Here is a 17,704-nt window from a genome sequence, read left to right as displayed (position 1 = left end):
GGATCGTCCCAACAAGCCGATCCCGCAAGGAAGAAGAGGCCCGAGATGACCGCTTACGCCATCGGCCACATACGCCCCGAGACCATGAACGAGGACATCCTCCGCTACATCGAGGAGATCCAGGCCACCATGGACCCCTTCGAGGGCCGCTTCCTCGTCCACGGCCGCCAGGTGGAGGTCATGGAGGGCACCTGGCCCGGCACGATCGTGCTGATCGGCTTCCCCGACCTGGACAGCGCCCGCGGCTGGTACGCCTCGGAGCCCTACCAGGCCCTGATCCCGCTCCGCGCCGACCACATCGCGGGCGACATCATCCTCGTCGACGGCGTCCCCACGGACTACGACGCCTCGAAAACCGCCGCAACCCTCCGCGAAGCCGCGGGCCTCTGACCATGGCGGACCGGGCCACCTTCCTCATCGGCCGCCGACGCTACGAGTCCTCCTTCGGTGCCGTCGGCCTGGACCTCGACCTCCTCGCCGGGCCGCGGGCGTTCGTCCCGTTCGCCGAGGCCCATGGAGAAGCGGCCGGCCCTTGGTACGACGACGAGGTGTGTGAAGCGGGCGCCCTGGTCGACGTGGACGCGAAGGTCCTGCTGGTGTTCGCCTGGGAAGGCGTCTTCGCCTCCACGCGCACCCGGGCGGCGGCATGCGAGCTGCTGCGGCTCGCCTGGCCCGGCTGGCGGGTGCGATGGCTGTACGACGGCCAGCGCGGCCTGCGCGCATACGTCGGCGCGGAGCCCTGCACGTACCGGAGCAGGGCGACCGACAGCCCGGTGCTGGAGCCGGGCGATCCGGAGCTCGCCGAGCCCGACCCGTCGGTGCTGGTCGTCACGGTGGGCGGGCGCTGCCACGTGCTGGCGATGCTCGGCGACCACCCCGTGGACGAGGGCCCGGCCCTGCTGGAGCGGCTGGCGGGGGAGCCGGCGCGCGCGGGGTACTCGGGGGCCTGCGAGGGCGGGGTCCACGTGGACCCGCGGCTGCGGCGCGTGGGGTGGTGGCACACCACCCGCCAGCCGGGGCTGGCGGAGGTGGGCGAGCGGTGGCCGGGGTGGACCGTGGAGTTCTGGGAGGACCGCTGGGCGGAGCACGTGCGGCGGGCTCCGGTGCTGGACGTGCGGGAGCCGGACCGGGTGGCGGCCCTGGCGGAGGTACGTGACGCCGCCCTGGCCCGCTGGGCCGGAGCCCGCCGCGACGTCCGCGCAGCGGTCCGCGCCGCCGCTCCCCAGGCCCTGGTCGGCCGGGGCCTGGCCCCGCCGCTCCCGGCCACCCATGCGGCAGAGGCGCGCGAGGCGATCATCCGGGCCCACACCTCGACCCTCTGACGCGGCCGGGCCGTCGTTCCTGCTGGATGTTCCTGCCATCCCCGTCGGCGTTCGAGGCCGTGGGGTGGAGGGACGGGCCGGGGTGCGAGCATGGCGGCATGGCTACTCACCTGATCACCGGTGCCGGATCCGGCATCGGCAAAGCCGTTGCGGACCGGCTGCACGCCCGTGGCGACCAGCTCGTCCTTCTTGCCCGCGACGCCGCCCGTGCCCGGCAGCTCACCGACCGGTACCCCGGGTCCAGCGCGCTCGTCGGGGACCTCGCCGACCCCGACCGGCTGTCGTGGGCCTTCTCCAAGCAGGCGATCCCGGAGCGGATCGACTCGCTCCTGCACATCGCCGGCGTCGTGGACCTCGGCCCGGTGGGGGAGCTGCGCCCCAAGACCTGGCACCAGCAGCTCAACGTCAACCTGATCGCCCCCGCCGAGGTCACCCGGCTCCTGCTGCCCACCCTGCGCGCCTCCCACGCCACCGTCGTCTTCGTGAACTCCGGCGCCGGGCTCGCCGCCCACGCCGACTGGAGCGCGTACGCCGCCTCCAAGCACGGGCTCAAGGCCCTCGCCGACTCGCTCCGGGCGGAGGAGAAGGAGAACGGCATCCGCGTTACCTCCGTCTACCCCGGCCGCACCGCCACGCCGATGCAGATGAAGGTCCGTTCCCAGGAGGGCGAGTCCTACGACGCCGCCGACTGGATCGACGCCGAGTCCGTCGCGACCACCATCGTGATGGCCGTCGACCTGCCCCGCGACGCCGTGGTCAGCGATCTCACCGTCAGGCCCGGACGATGAGCACGGGCCCCACCGGCGGGGCCACCGGGGTCGGCTCGCTCCCCGGCGGCGACGCCCGCGAAGCCGCCAAGACGGTCACCGGCTCCTTCGAGGAGTTCCCGTACCTCGCCGAGCTGCCCGCCCGCGGCCCCGGCGCGGACATGCTCGGCCGTTCCCTCGGGCTGCTCGTGGACATGTACGCGCACGTCGAGCCCAGCGGCTGGCGGATCAGCGACCGCCCCGGCCGCGACAGCAAGCGGGCCCGCTCCTGGCTCGGCGAGGACCTGGACGCCCTGGAGGAGTTCACCCAGGGGTACGAGGGCCGGCTCAAGGTCCAGGCCGTCGGGCCGTGGACGCTGGCCTCCGCCCTGGAACTGCACGGCGGCGAGGCCATGCTCCAGGACCCGGGCGCCTGCCGGGACCTCGCCGGCTCCCTCGCCGAGGGCGTGCGCGAGCACCTGGCCGACGTGCGCAAGCGGATCCCCGGCGCCGAGATCGTCCTCCAGTACGACGAGCCCTCGCTGACGGCCGTACTGCTGGGCCGGGTGCGCTCCGCCAGCGGCTACCGCACGTACCGCGCCGTCGACCGGCAGGTCGTCGAAGGGACCCTGCGCGAGCTGTTCGCCGTCCACGACGGAGAGGTCATCGTCCACTCCTGCGCCCCCGAAGTGCCCTTCGCACTGCTGCGACGCGCCGGGGTCTCGGGCGTGTCGTTCGATTTCTCCTTGCTCACCGAGCGCGAGGATGACGCCATCGGGGAAGCCGTCGAAGCGGGTACCAAACTCTTCGCCGGAGTGGTGCCCGGGACCGACGGCCCGTTGTCAGACCCGGGCGGTAGCGTCATGGGTGTCAGGAAGCTCTGGCGCAGGCTGGGGCTGTCCCCGGGGACTCTGGCGGAGTCCGTCGTGGTCACCCCGACGTGCGGCCTGGCGGGTGCTTCGCCCGCCTACGCACGGGCGGTTCAGGCGCACTGCGTCAGGGCGGCGAGGTCGCTCGCCGACAACCCTGAGTGATGGATCGAGACGGGTCACGGGAGGACACGGCATGGCAGCCGAACAGAAGCAGGGCAGCGAATCGGCCGTACCGGCGGCACTGCGCGAGCAGCACGCGCTGATCGCCGAGCAGGTCGAGGAGCACCGCTTCCGGTACTACGTGAACGACCAGCCGGTCGTCAGCGACGCCGAGTTCGACAAGCTGCTGCGCTCGCTGGAAGCGCTGGAGGAGCAGTACCCGGAGCTGCGCACGCCCGATTCGCCCACCCAGAAGGTGGCCGGGGCGTACGAGACGGACTTCGCCTCCGTGGAGCACCGCGAGCGGATGCTCTCCCTCGACAACGCCTTCGACGACGAGGAACTGGCGGCCTGGGCCGAGCGCGTGGCCCGGGACGCCAACACCTCCGACTACCACTACCTGTGCGAGCTGAAGGTGGACGGCCTCGCCGTCAACCTCACCTACGAGAACGGCCGCCTGACCCGCGCCGCCACCCGCGGCGACGGCCGCACGGGCGAGGACATCACGCCCAACGTCCGCACCATCGCCGACATCCCCGACCGGCTGAAGGGCGACCGCATCCCCGCCCTGGTCGAGATCCGCGGCGAGGTCTACTTCCCGATGGAGAAGTTCGAGGAGCTCAACGCCCGGCTCGTCGAAGCCGAGGGCAAGCCCTTCGCCAACCCGCGCAACGCGGCCGCCGGTTCACTGCGCCAGAAGGACCCGAAGGTCACCGCGAGCCGCCCGCTGCACATGGTCGTGCACGGCATCGGCGCCCGCGAGGGCTTCGAGATCGACTGCCAGTCGCAGGCCTACGAGCTGCTCCACGAGTGGGGCCTGCCCACCGCCCAGCACAACAAGGTGGTCTCCACGCTCGCCGAGGTCCGGGAGTTCATCGCGTACTTCGGCGAGAACCGCCACTCGGTGGAGCACGAGATCGACGGCGTCGTCGTCAAGCTCGACGAGATCTCCCTCCAGGGCCGGCTCGGTTCCACCGCGCGCGCCCCGCGCTGGGCCATCGCCTGGAAGTACGCGCCCGAGGAGGTCAACTCCAAGCTGATCGACATCAAGGTCGGCGTGGGCCGCACCGGGCGCGTGACCCCGTACGCCCAGGTGGAGCCGGTGACGGTGGCGGGCTCCGAGGTCGAGTTCGCGACCCTGCACAACCAGGAGGTCGTCAAGGCCAAGGGCGTGCTCATCGGGGACACGGTCGTGCTGCGCAAGGCCGGCGACGTCATCCCCGAGATCCTCGGGCCGGTGGTCGACCTGCGGGACGGCAGCGAGCGGGAGTTCGTCATGCCCGCCGAGTGCCCCGAGTGCGGGACGGCGCTGCGGCCGATGAAGGAGGGCGACATCGACCTGCGCTGCCCCAACGGGCAGACCTGTCCCGCCCAGTTGCGCGAGCGGCTCTTCTACCTCGGCGGCCGTCAGTGCCTGGACATCGAGAACTTCGGCGCGGTCGCCGCGGCCGCGCTCACCCACCCGCTGGAGCCGTCCGAGCCGCCGCTGCGGGACGAGGGCGACCTCTTCGACCTCACCATCGAGCAGCTCCTGCCCATCAAGGCGTACGTGCTCGACCCGGACAGCGGGCTGCCCAAGCGGGACCCGAAGACGGGCGAGGAGAAGATCGTCACGGTCTTCGCGAACCAGAAGGGCGAGCCGAAGAAGAACGCCCTGTCGATGCTCGAGAACATCGCCGCCGCCAAGGACCGCCCCCTGGCCCGCATCATCAACGGCCTGTCGATCCGCCACGTCGGACCGGTCGCCGCGGAGGCGCTGGCCCGCGAGTTCCGCTCCATCGAGCGGATCGAGCAGGCGACCGAGGAGGAACTGGCCGCCACCGACGGGGTCGGCGCGATCATCGCAGCCTCCCTCAAGGAGTGGTTCGCCGTCGACTGGCACCAGGAGATCCTGCGCAAGTGGCGGGCGGCCGGTGTCCGGATGGAGGAGGAAGGTTCCGGCGAGGACGAGGGGCCGCGCCCGCTGGAGGGGCTGACCGTCGTCGTCACCGGGACTTTGCAGAGCCACACGCGGGACGGCGCGAAGGAGGCCCTGCAGAGCCGCGGCGCCAAGGTGACCGGGTCCGTCTCGAAGAAGACCTCCTTCGTCGTCGTCGGCGACAACCCCGGCTCGAAGTACGACAAGGCAGTGCAGTTGAAGCTCTCCATCCTCGACGACGCCGGATTCGCCGTCCTGCTCGAGGAGGGCCCCGACGCCGCGCGCGAGGCCGCGCTCCCGGTGGACGGCAACGCCGAAGCGGAGTAGCGAAGGGGAACGGATGCGTGGCGTCCGGCCGTACGAGCGGGCGCGCGCCGGGCGCGCCCGGCGGTGGCGCCCGGCGCCGCACGGCCGGTACCGGGCCCATGCGAGGCCGGTACAAGGCTGGTGGCGGGCCCCCGACCTGTCGGATCATCGGACGGGCGACCGGGGGGCCTGGTCCAAACTCACCCGTTCGGCGGATACCGTACTGATGAGGATGGCTGGGTCGTATTCGGGCAACCGCCGCCGACCGCTGCCCCTGGGCGCCTCCCGCGTCCTACTGTTGAGGGGTGCGCCTGTCGTGCACGGCTGCTTGACGCGCTTCCAGCCGTGATGGCATGACATCGGGGCCATCGCGTGGCATCGGCATCGCCGGCTGTGAGAGGGACGGGCATGAAACCCACCGAAAGCGCCGACCCGTCACCAGATTTCGGCGGGGAGTTCCCGTCCATGCGGACGGGCCGGCTCGGTCTCCTGGGATCCAGGACACCGCAATCGCGCGCGCTCGACACCGCAGTGGGCGCGGGCGGGAGGGCGGGCCGGCACGCCGCGCTGCCCTTCGCCGTCGTGGGTCTCGCCGCCGTCCTGCTCGGCGTCGGCGTCATCACCGCACTGACCGGCCGTCACGCCCTGTTCCCCGGCGGTCCGGTCGGCTGGGCGCTCGCCCTGCTCACCGGCATCATCGTCGGCCACCTCGTCGCCCTCGGCCGCGACCGCTGGTGGGGCGGCACCGGATCGGGTGCGGCCCTCACCCTCGGCGTCCTCATCCTCTACGGATGGGTCCCCGCAGGCCTGGTCTCCCTCGCCGTGGTCTCCCTCGTCGGCGCCGCCCGCAGGCACCGCTGGCGCCAGGGCCTGCTGCACGGAGCCACCGACATCCTCGGCATCGGCGCGGGAGCCCTCGTCCTCGCCGCCTTCGGGGAGTCGCCCTCCGTCGAGCGCCCCTGGCGGCCCACCGGCTGGGAGCTCGACGCGGTCCCCGAGGTCATCCTCGTCGCCCTCGCCTACCTGCTCGTCACCCGCGTCCTGCTGTGGCTCGCCCTCGCCCCGAGCGGCGGGGGACTGCCCACGGTCGCCCGTACCGCGCTGCTGCGCCAGGCCCTGGTCGCCGTCGCGCTCCTCGGCATCGCCCCGCTGATCTGCGTGGTCGCCGAATCGCAGCCGGTGCTGCTGCCGCTGTTCGCCGTACCGCTGATCGCCCTGGACTCCACCCTGTGGATCGCCCGGGCCCGCGCCGAGGAGCAGCTGCGGGACCCGCTCACCGGGCTGCCGAACCGGCAGTGGCTGCTCGAGCGCGCCTGGAGCGCGCTCGACCAGGCTGAACGCACGGGCACCCGCGCGGCGCTGGTCCTGATCGACCTCGACCGCTTCCGGGCGGTCAACGACACCCTCGGCCACCTCGCCGGCGACCGGCTGCTCCTGCAGATAGCGGACCGGCTGCGCCAGGCCCTGCCCCAGGACGCGGAGGCGGCCCGCCTCGGCGGCGACGAGTTCGCCGTCCTCCTCCCCTTCACCGACTCGACCACCAGCGCCCAGCGGGTCGCCCGCAACCTGGTCGCCGAACTCAGCTCCCCCCTCGACCTGGACGGCCTGACCCTGGTCCTGGAGGCCAGCGCCGGCCTCGCCGTCTTCCCAGACCACGCGCTGGACGCGGAGGGACTGCTGCGCCGCGCCGACGTCGCCATGTACCAGGCGAAGCGGGACCGGACCGGAGTCGAGGTCTACGAGTCCAAGCGCGACAGCAACACCCCCGACCGGCTCGGCCTGCTGGGTGACCTGCGCAGGGCGCTGGACGCGGGCGAGGTGGAGCTGCACTACCAGCCGAAGGTCCGGTTCGACGGCAAGGTCGCCGGGCTGGAAGCACTGGTGCGCTGGGTGCACCCGGAACGCGGGCGGGTCCCGCCGGACGAGTTCATCGCGATCGCGGAGACCTCCGGGCTGATGCCGCACCTGACGGAGTACGTACTGGAGACCGCGCTCGCGCAGGTCGCCCGGTGGCGGGCCCAGGGCCTCAAGGTCCCGGTCGCCGTCAACGTGTCGCCGCGCGACGTCCACACCCCCGGCTTCGCGGGAGCCGTGGCCGCGCGGCTCGCCCGGCACGGGGTCCCGGCGAGCGGGCTCCAGCTGGAGATAACGGAACACGTCCTGCTGGAGGACCCGCAGCGGGCCGCCGACACCATGGCCGGGCTGACCGGCCACGGCGTGAAGATGTCCCTGGACGACTTCGGCACGGGCTACTCCTCCCTCGTCCACCTGCGGCGGCTGCCGGTCAGCGAGCTGAAGATCGACCGGTCGTTCGTGGCGCGGCTCGCGGTCGACGCCCAGGACGCGGAGATCGTCCGCTGCACGGTGGACCTCGCCCACTCCCTCGGCCTGCTGGTCGTCGCGGAGGGCGTCGAGGACGACGAGACCTGGGAGCGGCTCCGGGACCTGGGCTGCGATGCCGTCCAGGGCTGGCTGGTCGCCGCCGCGATGCCTCCGCAGGAGGCGACGGCCTGGCTGCTGGCCCGCGGCGAACGCGGCTGGCGGCGGCCGGCGGACATCACGGCGGAGCTGGCCGCGGAGGCCGCGGCGCAGACGGCGGCCGCGGCGGCGCAGTCCCAGTGAGGTACGTGGAAGCGCCGGCGGTGCACCGGCCCGCGCCCGGGGATCCGCCGTCGGTCTTCCTCGCGGGCGGGATCACGCACTGCCCGCGCTGGCAGCCGGAGGCGGCGCGGGGGCTGGCCGACTTCGTCGTGCTCAACCCGCGGCGGACCGACTTCGACGTGTCCGACCCCTCGCAGACGGACGTCCAGATCGCGTGGGAGTACGCGCACCTGCTGCGGGCGGACCTCACTCTCTTCTGGTTCCCCGCGTGCGATGCGTCCCTCACGGTCCAGCCGATCACCCTGTACGAACTCGGCGCGGCCGCGGCCACCCCAGGACGCCGGCTGGTCGTCGGCGCGGACCCGGGCTACCCCCGGCGGGCGGACGTCGTCACGCAGCTGTCCCTCTCCCGCCCGGACCTCACGGTCCACGCCACCCTCCCCGAAACGGTGACCGCGGCCCGCACCGAGCTGACCGCCGGACCTGCCGGCCGCACCTGACGGATCCCCTGCGGGGCTGTCCCCTACCCGCCCTTCCACCGTTCCCCGGGGCTCCGCCCCGGACCCCGCTCCTCAAACGCCGGAGAGGCTGGATGTGGCTGGGGCTGGATTGCCCGCAGGGCAATTCCAGCCCCGCCGGCGTTTGAGGCGCGGGGTCTGGGGCGGAGCCCCAGGAGGGGTCCGGGCGCAGCCCGGGGAACGGGCGAAGGGCGGGTAGGGGACTCCGCCCCGCGCAGCGGCACGCCCGCAGCCGGGGGCGGGGCGTGCTCCGCGCAAGCCGCAGCAGGCGGCCCCGCCGGGGGAGGAATCGGCCCGCGCGGGGGCTTCGTACCGCCCCGGGGGTAAACCGGGGCGCCGGGCGGGGGCCGGGCCCCATAGGATTGGGCCCGAAACCTACACACTCACCACCCCCAGAGGATCGCTGCATGCCTGGCATCACGCGCGAGGAGGTCGCCCACCTCGCTCGGCTGGCACGTCTGGAGCTGAAGAGCGAAGAGCTCGACCACTTCGCTGGACAGCTCGACGACATCATCGGCGCGGTCGCCCGCGTTTCCGAGGTCGCCGACCAAGACGTCCCGCCGACCTCCCACCCGCTGCCGCTGACGAACGTCATGCGCGCGGACGAGGTCCGTCCGTCGCTCACCCCCGAGCAGGCGCTTTCCGGCGCTCCCGCCCAGGAGCAGCAGCGTTTCAAGGTGCCGCAGATCCTGGGGGAGGACTAATCACCATGGCTGACATCAACATCATCAAGCTCACGGCCGCCCAGACCGCCGAGAAGATCGCCTCCGGCGAGCTCACGGCCGTCGAGGTCACCGAGGCCCACCTGGCCCGTATCGGGGCGACCGACGAGAAGGTCAACGCCTTCCTGCACGTCGACCGCGAGGGCGCGCTGGCCCAGGCGGCCGCCGTCGACGCCAAGCGCGAGCGCGGCGAGGAGCTCGGCCCGCTGGCCGGCGTACCGCTCGCCCTCAAGGACATCTTCACCACCGTCGGGATCCCCACCACCGTCGGTTCGAAGATCCTCGAAGGCTGGATCCCGCCGTACGACGCCACCCTGACGCGCAAGCTGAAGGAAGCCGACGTCGTCATCCTCGGCAAGACCAACATGGACGAGTTCGCCATGGGGTCCTCCACCGAGAACAGCGCCTACGGACCCACCGGCAACCCCTGGGACCTCGCCCGGGTCCCCGGCGGCTCCGGCGGCGGCTCCGCGGCCGCGCTGGCCGCCTTCCAGGCGCCGCTGGCCATCGGCACGGACACCGGCGGTTCCATCCGCCAGCCCGCCGCCCTCACCGGCACCGTCGGCGTGAAGCCCACCTACGGCGGCGTCTCCCGCTACGGCATGGTGGCCTTCTCCTCCTCCCTCGACCAGGGCGGTCCCTGCGCCCGTACGGTCCTGGACGCGGCCCTCCTCCACGAGGTCATCGCCGGTCACGACCCGATGGACTCCACGTCCATCGACGCCCCGGTCCCGCCGGTCGTCGAGGCGGCCCGCAACGGCTCCGTCGCCGGCATGCGCGTCGGCGTCGTCAAGCAGTTCGCCGGCGAGGGCTACCAGGCCGGCGTCGTCCAGCGCTTCAACGAGTCCGTCGCCCTCCTCAAGGAGCTCGGCGCCGAGATCGTGGAGCTGGACTGCCCGTCCTTCGACCTCGCGATGGCCGCGTACTACCTCATCGCGCCGTCCGAATGCTCCTCGAACCTGGCCCGCTTCGACGCCATGCGCTACGGCCTGCGCGTCGGCGACGACGGCACCAAGTCCGCCGAGGACGTCACCGCCCTGACCCGCGAAGCCGGTTTCGGCGACGAGGTCAAGCGCCGCATCATCCTCGGTACGTACGCGCTCAGCTCCGGCTACTACGACGCGTACTACGGCTCCGCCCAGAAGGTCCGCACGCTCATCACGCGGGACTTCGAGAAGGCCTTCGAGCAGGTCGACGTGATCGTCTCCCCGACCACGCCCACCACCGCCTTCGCGATCGGCGAGCGCACGGACGACCCGCTGGCCATGTACCTCGCGGACCTGTGCACCATCCCGACCAACCTGGCCGGCAACTCCGCCATGTCGCTGCCCTGCGGCCTGGCCCCGGAGGACGGTCTGCCGGTCGGGCTCCAGATCATCGCCCCGGCGATGAAGGACGACCGCCTGTACAAGGTGGGTGCCGCAGTCGAGGCCGCCTTCGTCGAGCGCTGGGGCCACCCGCTGCTTGAGGAGGCTCCGTCGCTGTGAGTTCCAATACGAGTGCGCTGTCCAAGGCCAAGGGCTTCAAGAAGTCCAAGTCCGGTACGTACCTGTCGATCGGCACCACCGCTTTCGGTGCCTTCAGCGTGGTCAAGCAGGCCAAGAAGGCCCGCAGCGAGCACGACACGCTGAAGCTGATCGACGCCGTCGTGTCCGCCGCCGCCATCGTCACCGGCCTCGCGATCCTTTACCGCGAACTGAAGCGTCTCGGCGACGACGACGTCCTGCTGGGCTGAGAGGGAATTTCCACTGTGACTGTCACCGAACTGCTGTCGTACGAGGACGCCCTCGCGTCGTACGACCCCGTCATGGGCCTGGAGGTCCATGTCGAGCTCGGCACGAAGACCAAGATGTTCTGCGGCTGCTCGACCGAGCTGGGCGCCGAGCCCAACTCGCAGACCTGCCCGGTCTGCCTCGGACTGCCCGGCGCGCTGCCGGTGGTCAACGAGATCGGCATCGAGTCCGCCATCAAGATCGGTCTCGCGCTGAACTGCGAGATCGCCGAGTGGTGCCGCTTCGCCCGGAAGAACTACTTCTACCCGGACATGCCGAAGAACTTCCAGACCTCCCAGTACGACGAGCCGATCGCCTTCAACGGCTTCCTCGACGTGCAGCTGGAGGACGGCGAGATCTTCCGCGTGGAGATCGAGCGCGCCCACATGGAGGAGGACACCGGCAAGTCGCTGCACGTCGGCGGCGCCACCGGTCGCATCCACGGCGCGTCCCACTCGCTGCTGGACTACAACCGCGCCGGCATCCCCCTCATCGAGATCGTCACCAAGCCGATCGAGGGCGCCGGCGAGCGCGCCCCCGAGGTGGCCAAGGCGTACGTCGCCGAGCTGCGCGAGGTCATCAAGGCGCTCGGCGTCTCCGAGGCCCGCATGGACAAGGGCCAGATGCGCTGCGACGTCAACCTGTCGCTGCGCCCGACCCCCGAGTCCGAGTTCGGCACCCGCAGCGAGACGAAGAACGTCAACTCGCTGCGCTCCGTCGAGCGCGCGGCCCGCTTCGAGATCCAGCGCCACGCGGCGGTGCTCTCCTCCGGCGGCTCGATCGTGCAGGAGACCCGGCACTTCCACGAGGAGGACGGCTCCACCACGGCCGGCCGCATCAAGGACAACGCCGAGGACTACCGGTACTTCCCGGAGCCCGACCTGGTCCCGATCGCCCCGGCCCGCACCTGGGTCGAGGAGCTGCGCTCCGGCCTGCCGGAGATGCCGCGCGTGCGCCGCAACCGCCTCCTCCAGGAGTGGGGGATCAACGAGCACGACATGCAGTCGATCCTCAACGCCGGTGCGGTGGACTCCATCGTCGCCACCATCGAGGCCGGCGCCGACTCGACCGCCGCCCGCAAGTGGTGGATGGGCGAGCTGGCGCGCAACGCCAACGAGCAGGGCGTCGTCGTCGACGAGCTGCCCATCACCCCCGTCCAGGTCGCGCGCGTCGCGGCCCTGGTGGCGGCCGGTGAGCTCAACGACAAGCTGGCCCGCCAGGTCCTCGAAGGCGTCCTCGCCGGCGAGGGCACCCCGGACGAGGTCGTCGAGAAGCGCGGCCTGAAGGTCGTCTCGGACGAGGGCGCGCTCGGCGCGGCCGTGGACGAGGCCATCGCGGGCAACGCGGGCATCGCCGACAAGATCCGCGGCGGCAAGATCGCCGCCGTCGGCGCCCTGGTCGGAGCGGTCATGAAGACCACCCGCGGCCAGGCCGACGCGGCCCGCGTCAAGGAGCTCATCCTGGAGCGCCTGGGCGTCTCGGAGTAGGCGTACCCGTACCCCGTACGTACGCGGCGGCCCCGCACCGGATCTCCGGTGCGGGGCCGCCGCGTTCCCTCCGGGGCTACCGCTTGAGCTGCGGGGCGGCGATGACGACCGTGCCGTAGTCGCAGCCCTTGTCCACCTTGATGCGCAGTCGCAGGGCGCCGCTCACGTCCAACGTGTGGGTGATCGGCTTGCCCAGTTCAACGAGTTCGGAGAAGGCGGCGGGCTGGCCGTCGAGCGAGATGCTGACCCGGCCCTTCTCCTTCACCGAGCCGTCGTCGATCCCCGCGGTGAACTCCAGGGTCTTCCAGGCCCGGTTGAGGTCGAACTCCACCAAGGACTCGTAGTCGCAACTGCGTTCCTTGATGAACGCGGCTCCGTACTGCTTGGTGTTGATCTTGGCGGGCCCGACCTTGAACTCGTCCAGGTCCTTCACCGGGGCCATGACGGTCAGATCGGCCGCCTTCACGCCCGGCGCCACCCCCGACGGGGGCTCGGAACCGGCCGCGGTGGGCTGGGCCGTCGGCTCGTCCGAGGCCGACGCCGAGGGTTCTGCGGAGCTGGGCGTCGGGGTCGGGCTCTCGGAGGCGGACGCGGACGCGGACGCGGAGACCGACTTGTCCCCGCCGGCCGCCGTCTTCGAGTCGTCCCCGTCCTTGGCGCCCAGGAGCTTGACGCCGACCACCGCACCGGCGGCCACCACCAGCACCGCGAGCACCGCCCCGAGCACGAGCCCGGTACGCCGCTTCTTGCGCGGGGGCGGTGCCGGTGCCGGTTCCGTGGCGGAGACGACCGTGGGCGCAGGTCCGTACCCCGGCGGCACGCTCGACTGGACCGGGGGCGGGGTGTAGACCGGCTCGGTGGGCGGGGGCGTGTACACGGGCTGGGCGGGTGGCGGGGTGTGCACCGGCTGCACCGGCTGCGCCGGGGGGTGCGCCGGGACGGCCGGGGACGCCATCGGCGCCGCCGGCGGCTGCTGGGGCGGAGCCACCGGCTTCGGCGGGGCCGCCGCCGGGACCGGGGGAGCGGCGGGGGGCGCGGCCGGCACCGGCGGCGCGTCCTGGACCACCCGCTGGGAGGTGGACGTGGTCGTGGACACCACCGCGCGGCGGATGTCCTTCATCCAGCTCGCCAGGTTCACCGGCCGCTTCAGCGGGTCGGCGGCGTAGATGGAGGCGATCCGCGCCCGCTGCTCGGCGTCCAGTACCGCGAACTGCGGCAGCCGTACGAGGGCCCCCGCCAGCAGTTCGGGCGTCGAGGGCGGGGACTCCCCGCTCAGCAGGAAGTACGCGATGGCCCCGAAGGCGTACCGGTCCGCGCCCGGGGTCCGCTTGCCCTCGAAGACCTCCGGCGCCGCGTAACCCTGGGTGAACCACACCTCGGCCGTCTGGTGGTCGGCGGTCAGCTTGCTGAGGCCGAAGTCCACCAGGGTGGCCTGCCCGTGCGCGTCGACCATGACGTTGCCGGGTGACAGGTCACCGTGGATCACCTGGCGCCCGGAGGGGGTCGCCTTCCCGGAGTGCAGCCAGTCCAGTACGTCGGCCAGCTGCTCCAGCGTGCGCATCACCTCGCGCCGCTCGGCGGCCGTGGTGAGGGTCCGCTCGGCCCGCCAGTCCCGCAGGTCGAGTCCGTCGACGTGGTTCATGACCAGGACCAGGGCCCGGCCGGTCAGCGTCGAGGACTCCCCGGGCCGGTGGATCGGCGGCCCTTCGAAGTGCTCCCGTACGCCCACGACACCGGGCCGGTGGACGAAGCGCAGCAGTTCGGCCTGCTCGTTCCACTTCTGGCTGATCCGGTCGAAGACGTCCGGGGTGATCGTGGTCTTGGAGTCGAGCACCTTCACGACGACGGGCTCGGATCCTCCCGCGAGCTCGATCTCCGCGAGATAGAGCACGGCCTCCCCGCCGCGCCCGATGGACCGGAGCAATCGGTAGCGGTCTGCTGCCGAGTCCGGCCCGATGTGAAGATTCTGGCTGGTCAATTTCCCCCCAGCGCCCAGTATTTGATGGATGCACAGTTTCCCGTGGGTCGGTTGGCGGGGTCAATGGGAATCGGTTTCCGCACCCCCATCGAGACCTTCCCGGCAGGCGGTCCGGCAGACTGCGCGCGGATCGAGCTCGTGCACGTTCACGACGCGGTACGCGAGAACCCGCTGCTGCGGCGCACTTGCTACGTGGGCCTCAATCGGGACGCCCGGCAGTTCACCACCGCCCTCAACCGGCATCTGGGGCTCCGGGGTGGGGCTGAGCTGACGCGCCGTCGACCCGTGCGGCATCCGTCCAAGACCAGAGTTCTGTAGCGATCGCTAGTTAAAGCGTGTACGGTTCTTTCTGTAGCGATCGTTACGGAAATTGGAGGACTCCTCGTGAGCACCGCACTGGCCAGCACCTATGCCCGCACCGTCCGCAAGGAGAACGGTGGCCCCGGCCTGCTCCTCGCCCATGGTGGAGGGGGTTCGATCGAGTCGAACTTCGGTCCGATCCTCGATGTCCTGGCCGAAGGCCACACCGTCGTGGGCGTGGACTATCCGGGTACGGGAGGGACCCCGCGCGCCACGCAGCCGCTGGAACTGGACGCGCTCGCCGACGAATTGGTCGCCGCCGCCGACGCCGAGGGGCTGGAGCGGTTCGCCGTCCTGGGCTATTCACTCGGCGGGAACGTCGCCGTGCGCCTCGCCGCCCGGTACCCGGAGCGGGTCACCGGGCTCGTACTCACGGCGAGCTTCGCCCGCGCCGGACATCGGCTCGGACTCGTCACCGACCTGTGGGCCGAACTGGCCCGCCGCGGGGAGCGCGAGCTGCTCGCCCGGCTCCTGGTCTCGCTCACCCTCAGCCCGCAGGTGCTCGAAGGGCTGACCGGCGAGCAGGTGGAGGAGGCCGTACGAGCCACTGCGGCCTCCTTCCCGCCCGGCGGCGGGGACCACGCCGCACTCGTGAAGGGGGCCGATCTGCGAGCCGACCTCGCGCGGCTCGACGTACCCGCGCTCGTCATCGCAACCACCGCCGACCGGCTCGTACCGCTGGAGGTCCAGCGGGAGCTGGCGGACGTGCTGCCGGGTGCCCGGTGGGCGGAACTGGCCACCGGGCACCTGCCGTTCGCCGAACTCCCGGAGGAGTGGGCGGCGTTGATCACCGGATTCCTGGCGGAGCTGCCTGCGGATCGGGGGTGAGGGGGTGAGGGGGGAGGGGTGAGGGGGTGTGCCGGCCTCAGGCGCCCGTGGCGCCGTCGACGGCTTCGCGGAGGAAGTCGGCGTGGCCGTTGTGGCGGGCGTACTCGTGGATCATGTGCAGCATGAGCAGGCGCAGCGAGGCGTCCTCCTCCCACTTCTCGACGCGCACCGTCACCTCGAGGGACTCGGCGGCCTCCTCCACCGCGCGGGAGTGCTCGACCTCCGCCCGCCAGGCCGTGAAGGCCTCGTCGCGGGTCGAGCCGGAGGCGTCGTAGGCGGCCTGGAAGTCGTGGGTGTCCGACCAGAGGTGGGGGACGTCCGCCCCGCCGAAAGTGCGCCGGAACCAGTGCCGCTCCACCTCCGCCATGTGCCGCACCAGCCCGAGCAGGGACAGCGTGGAGGGAGGGGACGACTGGCGGCGCAGCTCCTCGTCGGTGAGGCCTTCGCACTTCCAGGCGAGGGTGGCCCGGTGGAAGTCGAGGTACGCGCGGAGCGTCTCGCGCTCGCCCCCGGTGAGGGGAGGGCCGACGCGGTCGGCGGATTCTGTTGCAGCCATGGCTGAGATCTTGCCCCGTTGGTCCCGGGGGGTGGAAGGCGTTCGCCCCTACCTGCGGCCCGTGTTTTGTTCCTAAAGTGAACATATGCCGCAAAGTCCCACCCGTCCCACCCGTCCCACCCGTCCCACCCGTCTTACTCGTCTCACCCATCCCACCCGTATCGCCGGTATCAGCGGCATCTCCCACCTCAAGAGCCTCGGTCCCGTGCTGCTCATCGGCATCGGAGCGGGCGTCGGAGCCGTGCTGTTCCGGTGGATGGTGATCGGCGCGACGGAGCTGCTCTCCGGCCACGCCGACTACGCGGCCGCCGGCCACGCCGCCCACCCCGGCGCGCGCCTGCTCGGGCCGTACTTCGTCCTGCTCGCCCCCGTCGTCGCCGGCCTCGTCTACGGCCCGCTCGTCCACCGCTACGCCCGCGAGGCCCGGGGGCACGGGGTCCCCGAGGTCATGCTGGCCGTCGCCCACAACGGCGGGCAGATCAAGGGCCGCGTCGCCGCCGTCAAATCCCTCGCCTCCGCCCTCTGTATAGGCGGCGGCGGCTCCGTCGGCCGCGAAGGCCCCATCGTCCAGATCGGCGCGGCACTCGGCTCCACCCTCGGGCGGTTGCTGAAGTCCAACGAGGAGCACACCAAGCTGCTCCTCGCCTGCGGCGCGGCCGGCGGCATCGCCGCGACCTTCAACGCACCGCTCGCCGGGGCGGTGTTCGCGATGGAACTCATCCTCCGCCGCTGGTCCTCCCGCACCTTCGGGTACCTCGCCCTCGCCTCCGTCACGGCCTGCGCCATCGCCCGCGCGGTCTTCGGCGACCGGCCGTTCCTGGCCCTGGAGGCGATGCACGCGGGACACCCCGGGCAGTACCTGCTCTTCGCCGCCCTCGGAGTCCTCGCCGGAACCGTCGGGATCGGCTTCACGCGCTTCCTCTACGCGGCCGAGGACCTGTGCGACCGGCTGTGGCGCGGCCCGGAATGGCTGCGCCCGGCGGTGGGTGGACTGCTGCTCGGCCTGATCCTCCTGGCGCTGCCCCAGATGTACGGAGTCGGCTACCCCGTCCTGGAGGGCGCGGTCCACGGGAAGTACGCCCTGGGCCTGCTGCTGCTCCTGATGCTGGGCAAGATCCTGGCGACCAGCACCACGATGGGCATCGGCGGCTCGGGCGGAGTCTTCGCCCCGTCCCTCTTCATCGGCGCCACCCTCGGCGCCGCCTTCGGCCTGCTGACCTCCCCGGCCAACGCCCCCGCCTTCGCCCTGGTCGGCATGGCGGCCGTCTTCGCAGGCAGCGCCCGCGCCCCGATCACGGCGGTGGTCATCATGGTGGAACTGACCGGCGAGTACACCCTGACGGCCCCCTTCATGCTGGCGGTGGCCCTGGCAACGGGCGTGAGCCGCCTGCTCAGCAGGGACACGGTGTACACGCTGAAGCTGAGCCGGAGAGGGATCGAGCTGGCGGCGTGAGAGTGGCCTGTGCTGCGGGCTGGCCCTTGGCTTCGTGGGGTTCCGGGGGGCGTCCCGGCAGTCCAGTGTCCTTTCGGTGTGGGCCGGTCCCTCAAGGGCGCTCCCT

The 17,704-nt window shown here is 72.0% G+C and carries 14 protein-coding genes and 1 pseudogene; 13 read left to right on the top strand and 2 right to left on the bottom strand.

Annotation, left to right across the window (positions count from 1 at the left end):
- Positions 1–45 precede the first annotated feature (45 nt).
- From ACFRU2_RS39925 to gatB, 11 genes are all read left to right on the top strand, one after another.
- Positions 46–390 (top strand): DUF1330 domain-containing protein, encoded by a 345-nt coding sequence (locus ACFRU2_RS39925; RefSeq protein ID WP_382981232.1) that lies wholly within the window; start codon positions 46–48, stop codon positions 388–390.
- A gap of 2 nt (positions 391–392) precedes the next feature.
- Complete coding sequence (locus ACFRU2_RS39920) at positions 393–1,322, top strand: hypothetical protein (RefSeq protein WP_382981231.1); 930 nt, start codon at positions 393–395, stop codon at positions 1,320–1,322.
- A 98-nt stretch (positions 1,323–1,420) separates the two neighbouring features.
- Positions 1,421–2,110 (top strand): SDR family oxidoreductase, encoded by a 690-nt coding sequence (locus ACFRU2_RS39915; RefSeq protein WP_382981229.1) that lies wholly within the window; start codon positions 1,421–1,423, stop codon positions 2,108–2,110.
- Positions 2,107–3,102, top strand: a complete 996-nt coding sequence (locus tag ACFRU2_RS39910) for a methionine synthase (protein ID WP_382981228.1) — start codon at positions 2,107–2,109, stop codon at positions 3,100–3,102. Before ACFRU2_RS39915 ends, ACFRU2_RS39910 begins: the two co-directional genes overlap by 4 nt.
- A gap of 31 nt (positions 3,103–3,133) precedes the next feature.
- Positions 3,134–5,344, top strand: a complete 2,211-nt coding sequence (ligA, locus tag ACFRU2_RS39905; RefSeq protein ID WP_382981226.1) for an NAD-dependent DNA ligase LigA — start codon at positions 3,134–3,136, stop codon at positions 5,342–5,344.
- 387 nt (positions 5,345–5,731) lie between these two features.
- Positions 5,732–7,945 (top strand): putative bifunctional diguanylate cyclase/phosphodiesterase, encoded by a 2,214-nt coding sequence (locus tag ACFRU2_RS39900; protein WP_382981225.1) that lies wholly within the window; start codon positions 5,732–5,734, stop codon positions 7,943–7,945.
- A gap of 5 nt (positions 7,946–7,950) precedes the next feature.
- Positions 7,951–8,424, top strand: coding sequence for a nucleoside 2-deoxyribosyltransferase domain-containing protein (locus tag ACFRU2_RS39895; RefSeq protein ID WP_382981224.1), 474 nt, complete (start codon positions 7,951–7,953; stop codon positions 8,422–8,424).
- 425 nt (positions 8,425–8,849) lie between these two features.
- On the top strand, positions 8,850–9,146 hold the full coding sequence (gatC, locus tag ACFRU2_RS39890; RefSeq protein WP_007266718.1) for an Asp-tRNA(Asn)/Glu-tRNA(Gln) amidotransferase subunit GatC: 297 nt from the start codon (positions 8,850–8,852) through the stop codon (positions 9,144–9,146).
- Between the two features lie 5 nt (positions 9,147–9,151).
- Positions 9,152–10,651 carry an Asp-tRNA(Asn)/Glu-tRNA(Gln) amidotransferase subunit GatA gene (gene gatA / locus ACFRU2_RS39885; RefSeq protein WP_382981222.1) on the top strand — a complete coding sequence of 500 codons (1,500 nt, stop codon included), beginning with the start codon at positions 9,152–9,154 and terminating at the stop codon, positions 10,649–10,651.
- Positions 10,648–10,899 carry a hypothetical protein gene (locus ACFRU2_RS39880; protein WP_382981220.1) on the top strand — a complete coding sequence of 84 codons (252 nt, stop codon included), beginning with the start codon at positions 10,648–10,650 and terminating at the stop codon, positions 10,897–10,899. The genes gatA and ACFRU2_RS39880 overlap by 4 nt, the downstream gene beginning before the upstream one ends.
- A 15-nt stretch (positions 10,900–10,914) precedes the next feature.
- On the top strand, positions 10,915–12,423 hold the full coding sequence (gene gatB, locus ACFRU2_RS39875) for an Asp-tRNA(Asn)/Glu-tRNA(Gln) amidotransferase subunit GatB (protein WP_375946795.1): 1,509 nt from the start codon (positions 10,915–10,917) through the stop codon (positions 12,421–12,423).
- 76 nt (positions 12,424–12,499) lie between these two features.
- On the opposite strand, the gene ACFRU2_RS39870 is transcribed toward gatB, so the two are convergent.
- Positions 12,500–14,401, bottom strand: coding sequence for a protein kinase (locus ACFRU2_RS39870; RefSeq protein WP_382981219.1), 1,902 nt, complete (start codon positions 14,399–14,401; stop codon positions 12,500–12,502).
- Positions 14,402–14,785: 384 nt separating this feature from the next.
- Between ACFRU2_RS39870 and ACFRU2_RS39865 the strand changes: the two genes are divergently transcribed.
- Complete coding sequence (locus ACFRU2_RS39865) at positions 14,786–15,589, top strand: alpha/beta fold hydrolase (RefSeq protein ID WP_382981217.1); 804 nt, start codon at positions 14,786–14,788, stop codon at positions 15,587–15,589.
- Positions 15,590–15,626: 37 nt separating this feature from the next.
- On the opposite strand, the gene ACFRU2_RS39860 is transcribed toward ACFRU2_RS39865, so the two are convergent.
- Entirely contained in the window at positions 15,627–16,145 is a 519-nt protein-coding gene (locus tag ACFRU2_RS39860) for a DinB family protein (RefSeq protein ID WP_382981215.1), read from the bottom strand.
- A 256-nt stretch (positions 16,146–16,401) separates the two neighbouring features.
- Here ACFRU2_RS39860 and ACFRU2_RS39855 point away from each other — a divergent pair.
- Positions 16,402–17,589: pseudogene (locus ACFRU2_RS39855) on the top strand (chloride channel protein); the annotation flags it as partial.
- Positions 17,590–17,704 lie beyond the last annotated feature (115 nt).

This window comes from Streptomyces sp. NPDC056883 (assembly GCF_042788835.1).
Classification (GTDB): Bacteria; Actinomycetota; Actinomycetes; order Streptomycetales; family Streptomycetaceae; genus Streptomyces; species Streptomyces stoeckheimensis.
The sequence above is the reverse complement of the archived record's forward strand: the minus strand, read 5'-3'. Positions and strand labels throughout refer to the sequence as shown.

Bases quoted from the DNA above. Each gene is read 5' to 3' on its own strand.
- ACFRU2_RS39925 (WP_382981232.1), top strand. From the start codon at position 46: ATGACCGCTTACGCCATCGGCCACATACGCCCCGAGACCATGAACGAG.
- ACFRU2_RS39920 (WP_382981231.1), top strand. From the start codon at position 393: ATGGCGGACCGGGCCACCTTCCTCATCGGCCGCCGACGCTACGAGTCC.
- ACFRU2_RS39915 (WP_382981229.1), top strand. From the start codon at position 1,421: ATGGCTACTCACCTGATCACCGGTGCCGGATCCGGCATCGGCAAAGCC.
- ACFRU2_RS39910 (WP_382981228.1), top strand. From the start codon at position 2,107: ATGAGCACGGGCCCCACCGGCGGGGCCACCGGGGTCGGCTCGCTCCCC.
- ligA (WP_382981226.1), top strand. From the start codon at position 3,134: ATGGCAGCCGAACAGAAGCAGGGCAGCGAATCGGCCGTACCGGCGGCA.
- ACFRU2_RS39900 (WP_382981225.1), top strand. From the start codon at position 5,732: ATGAAACCCACCGAAAGCGCCGACCCGTCACCAGATTTCGGCGGGGAG.
- gatC (WP_007266718.1), top strand. From the start codon at position 8,850: ATGCCTGGCATCACGCGCGAGGAGGTCGCCCACCTCGCTCGGCTGGCA.
- gatA (WP_382981222.1), top strand. From the start codon at position 9,152: ATGGCTGACATCAACATCATCAAGCTCACGGCCGCCCAGACCGCCGAG.
- ACFRU2_RS39860 (WP_382981215.1), bottom strand. From the start codon at position 16,145: ATGGCTGCAACAGAATCCGCCGACCGCGTCGGCCCTCCCCTCACCGGG.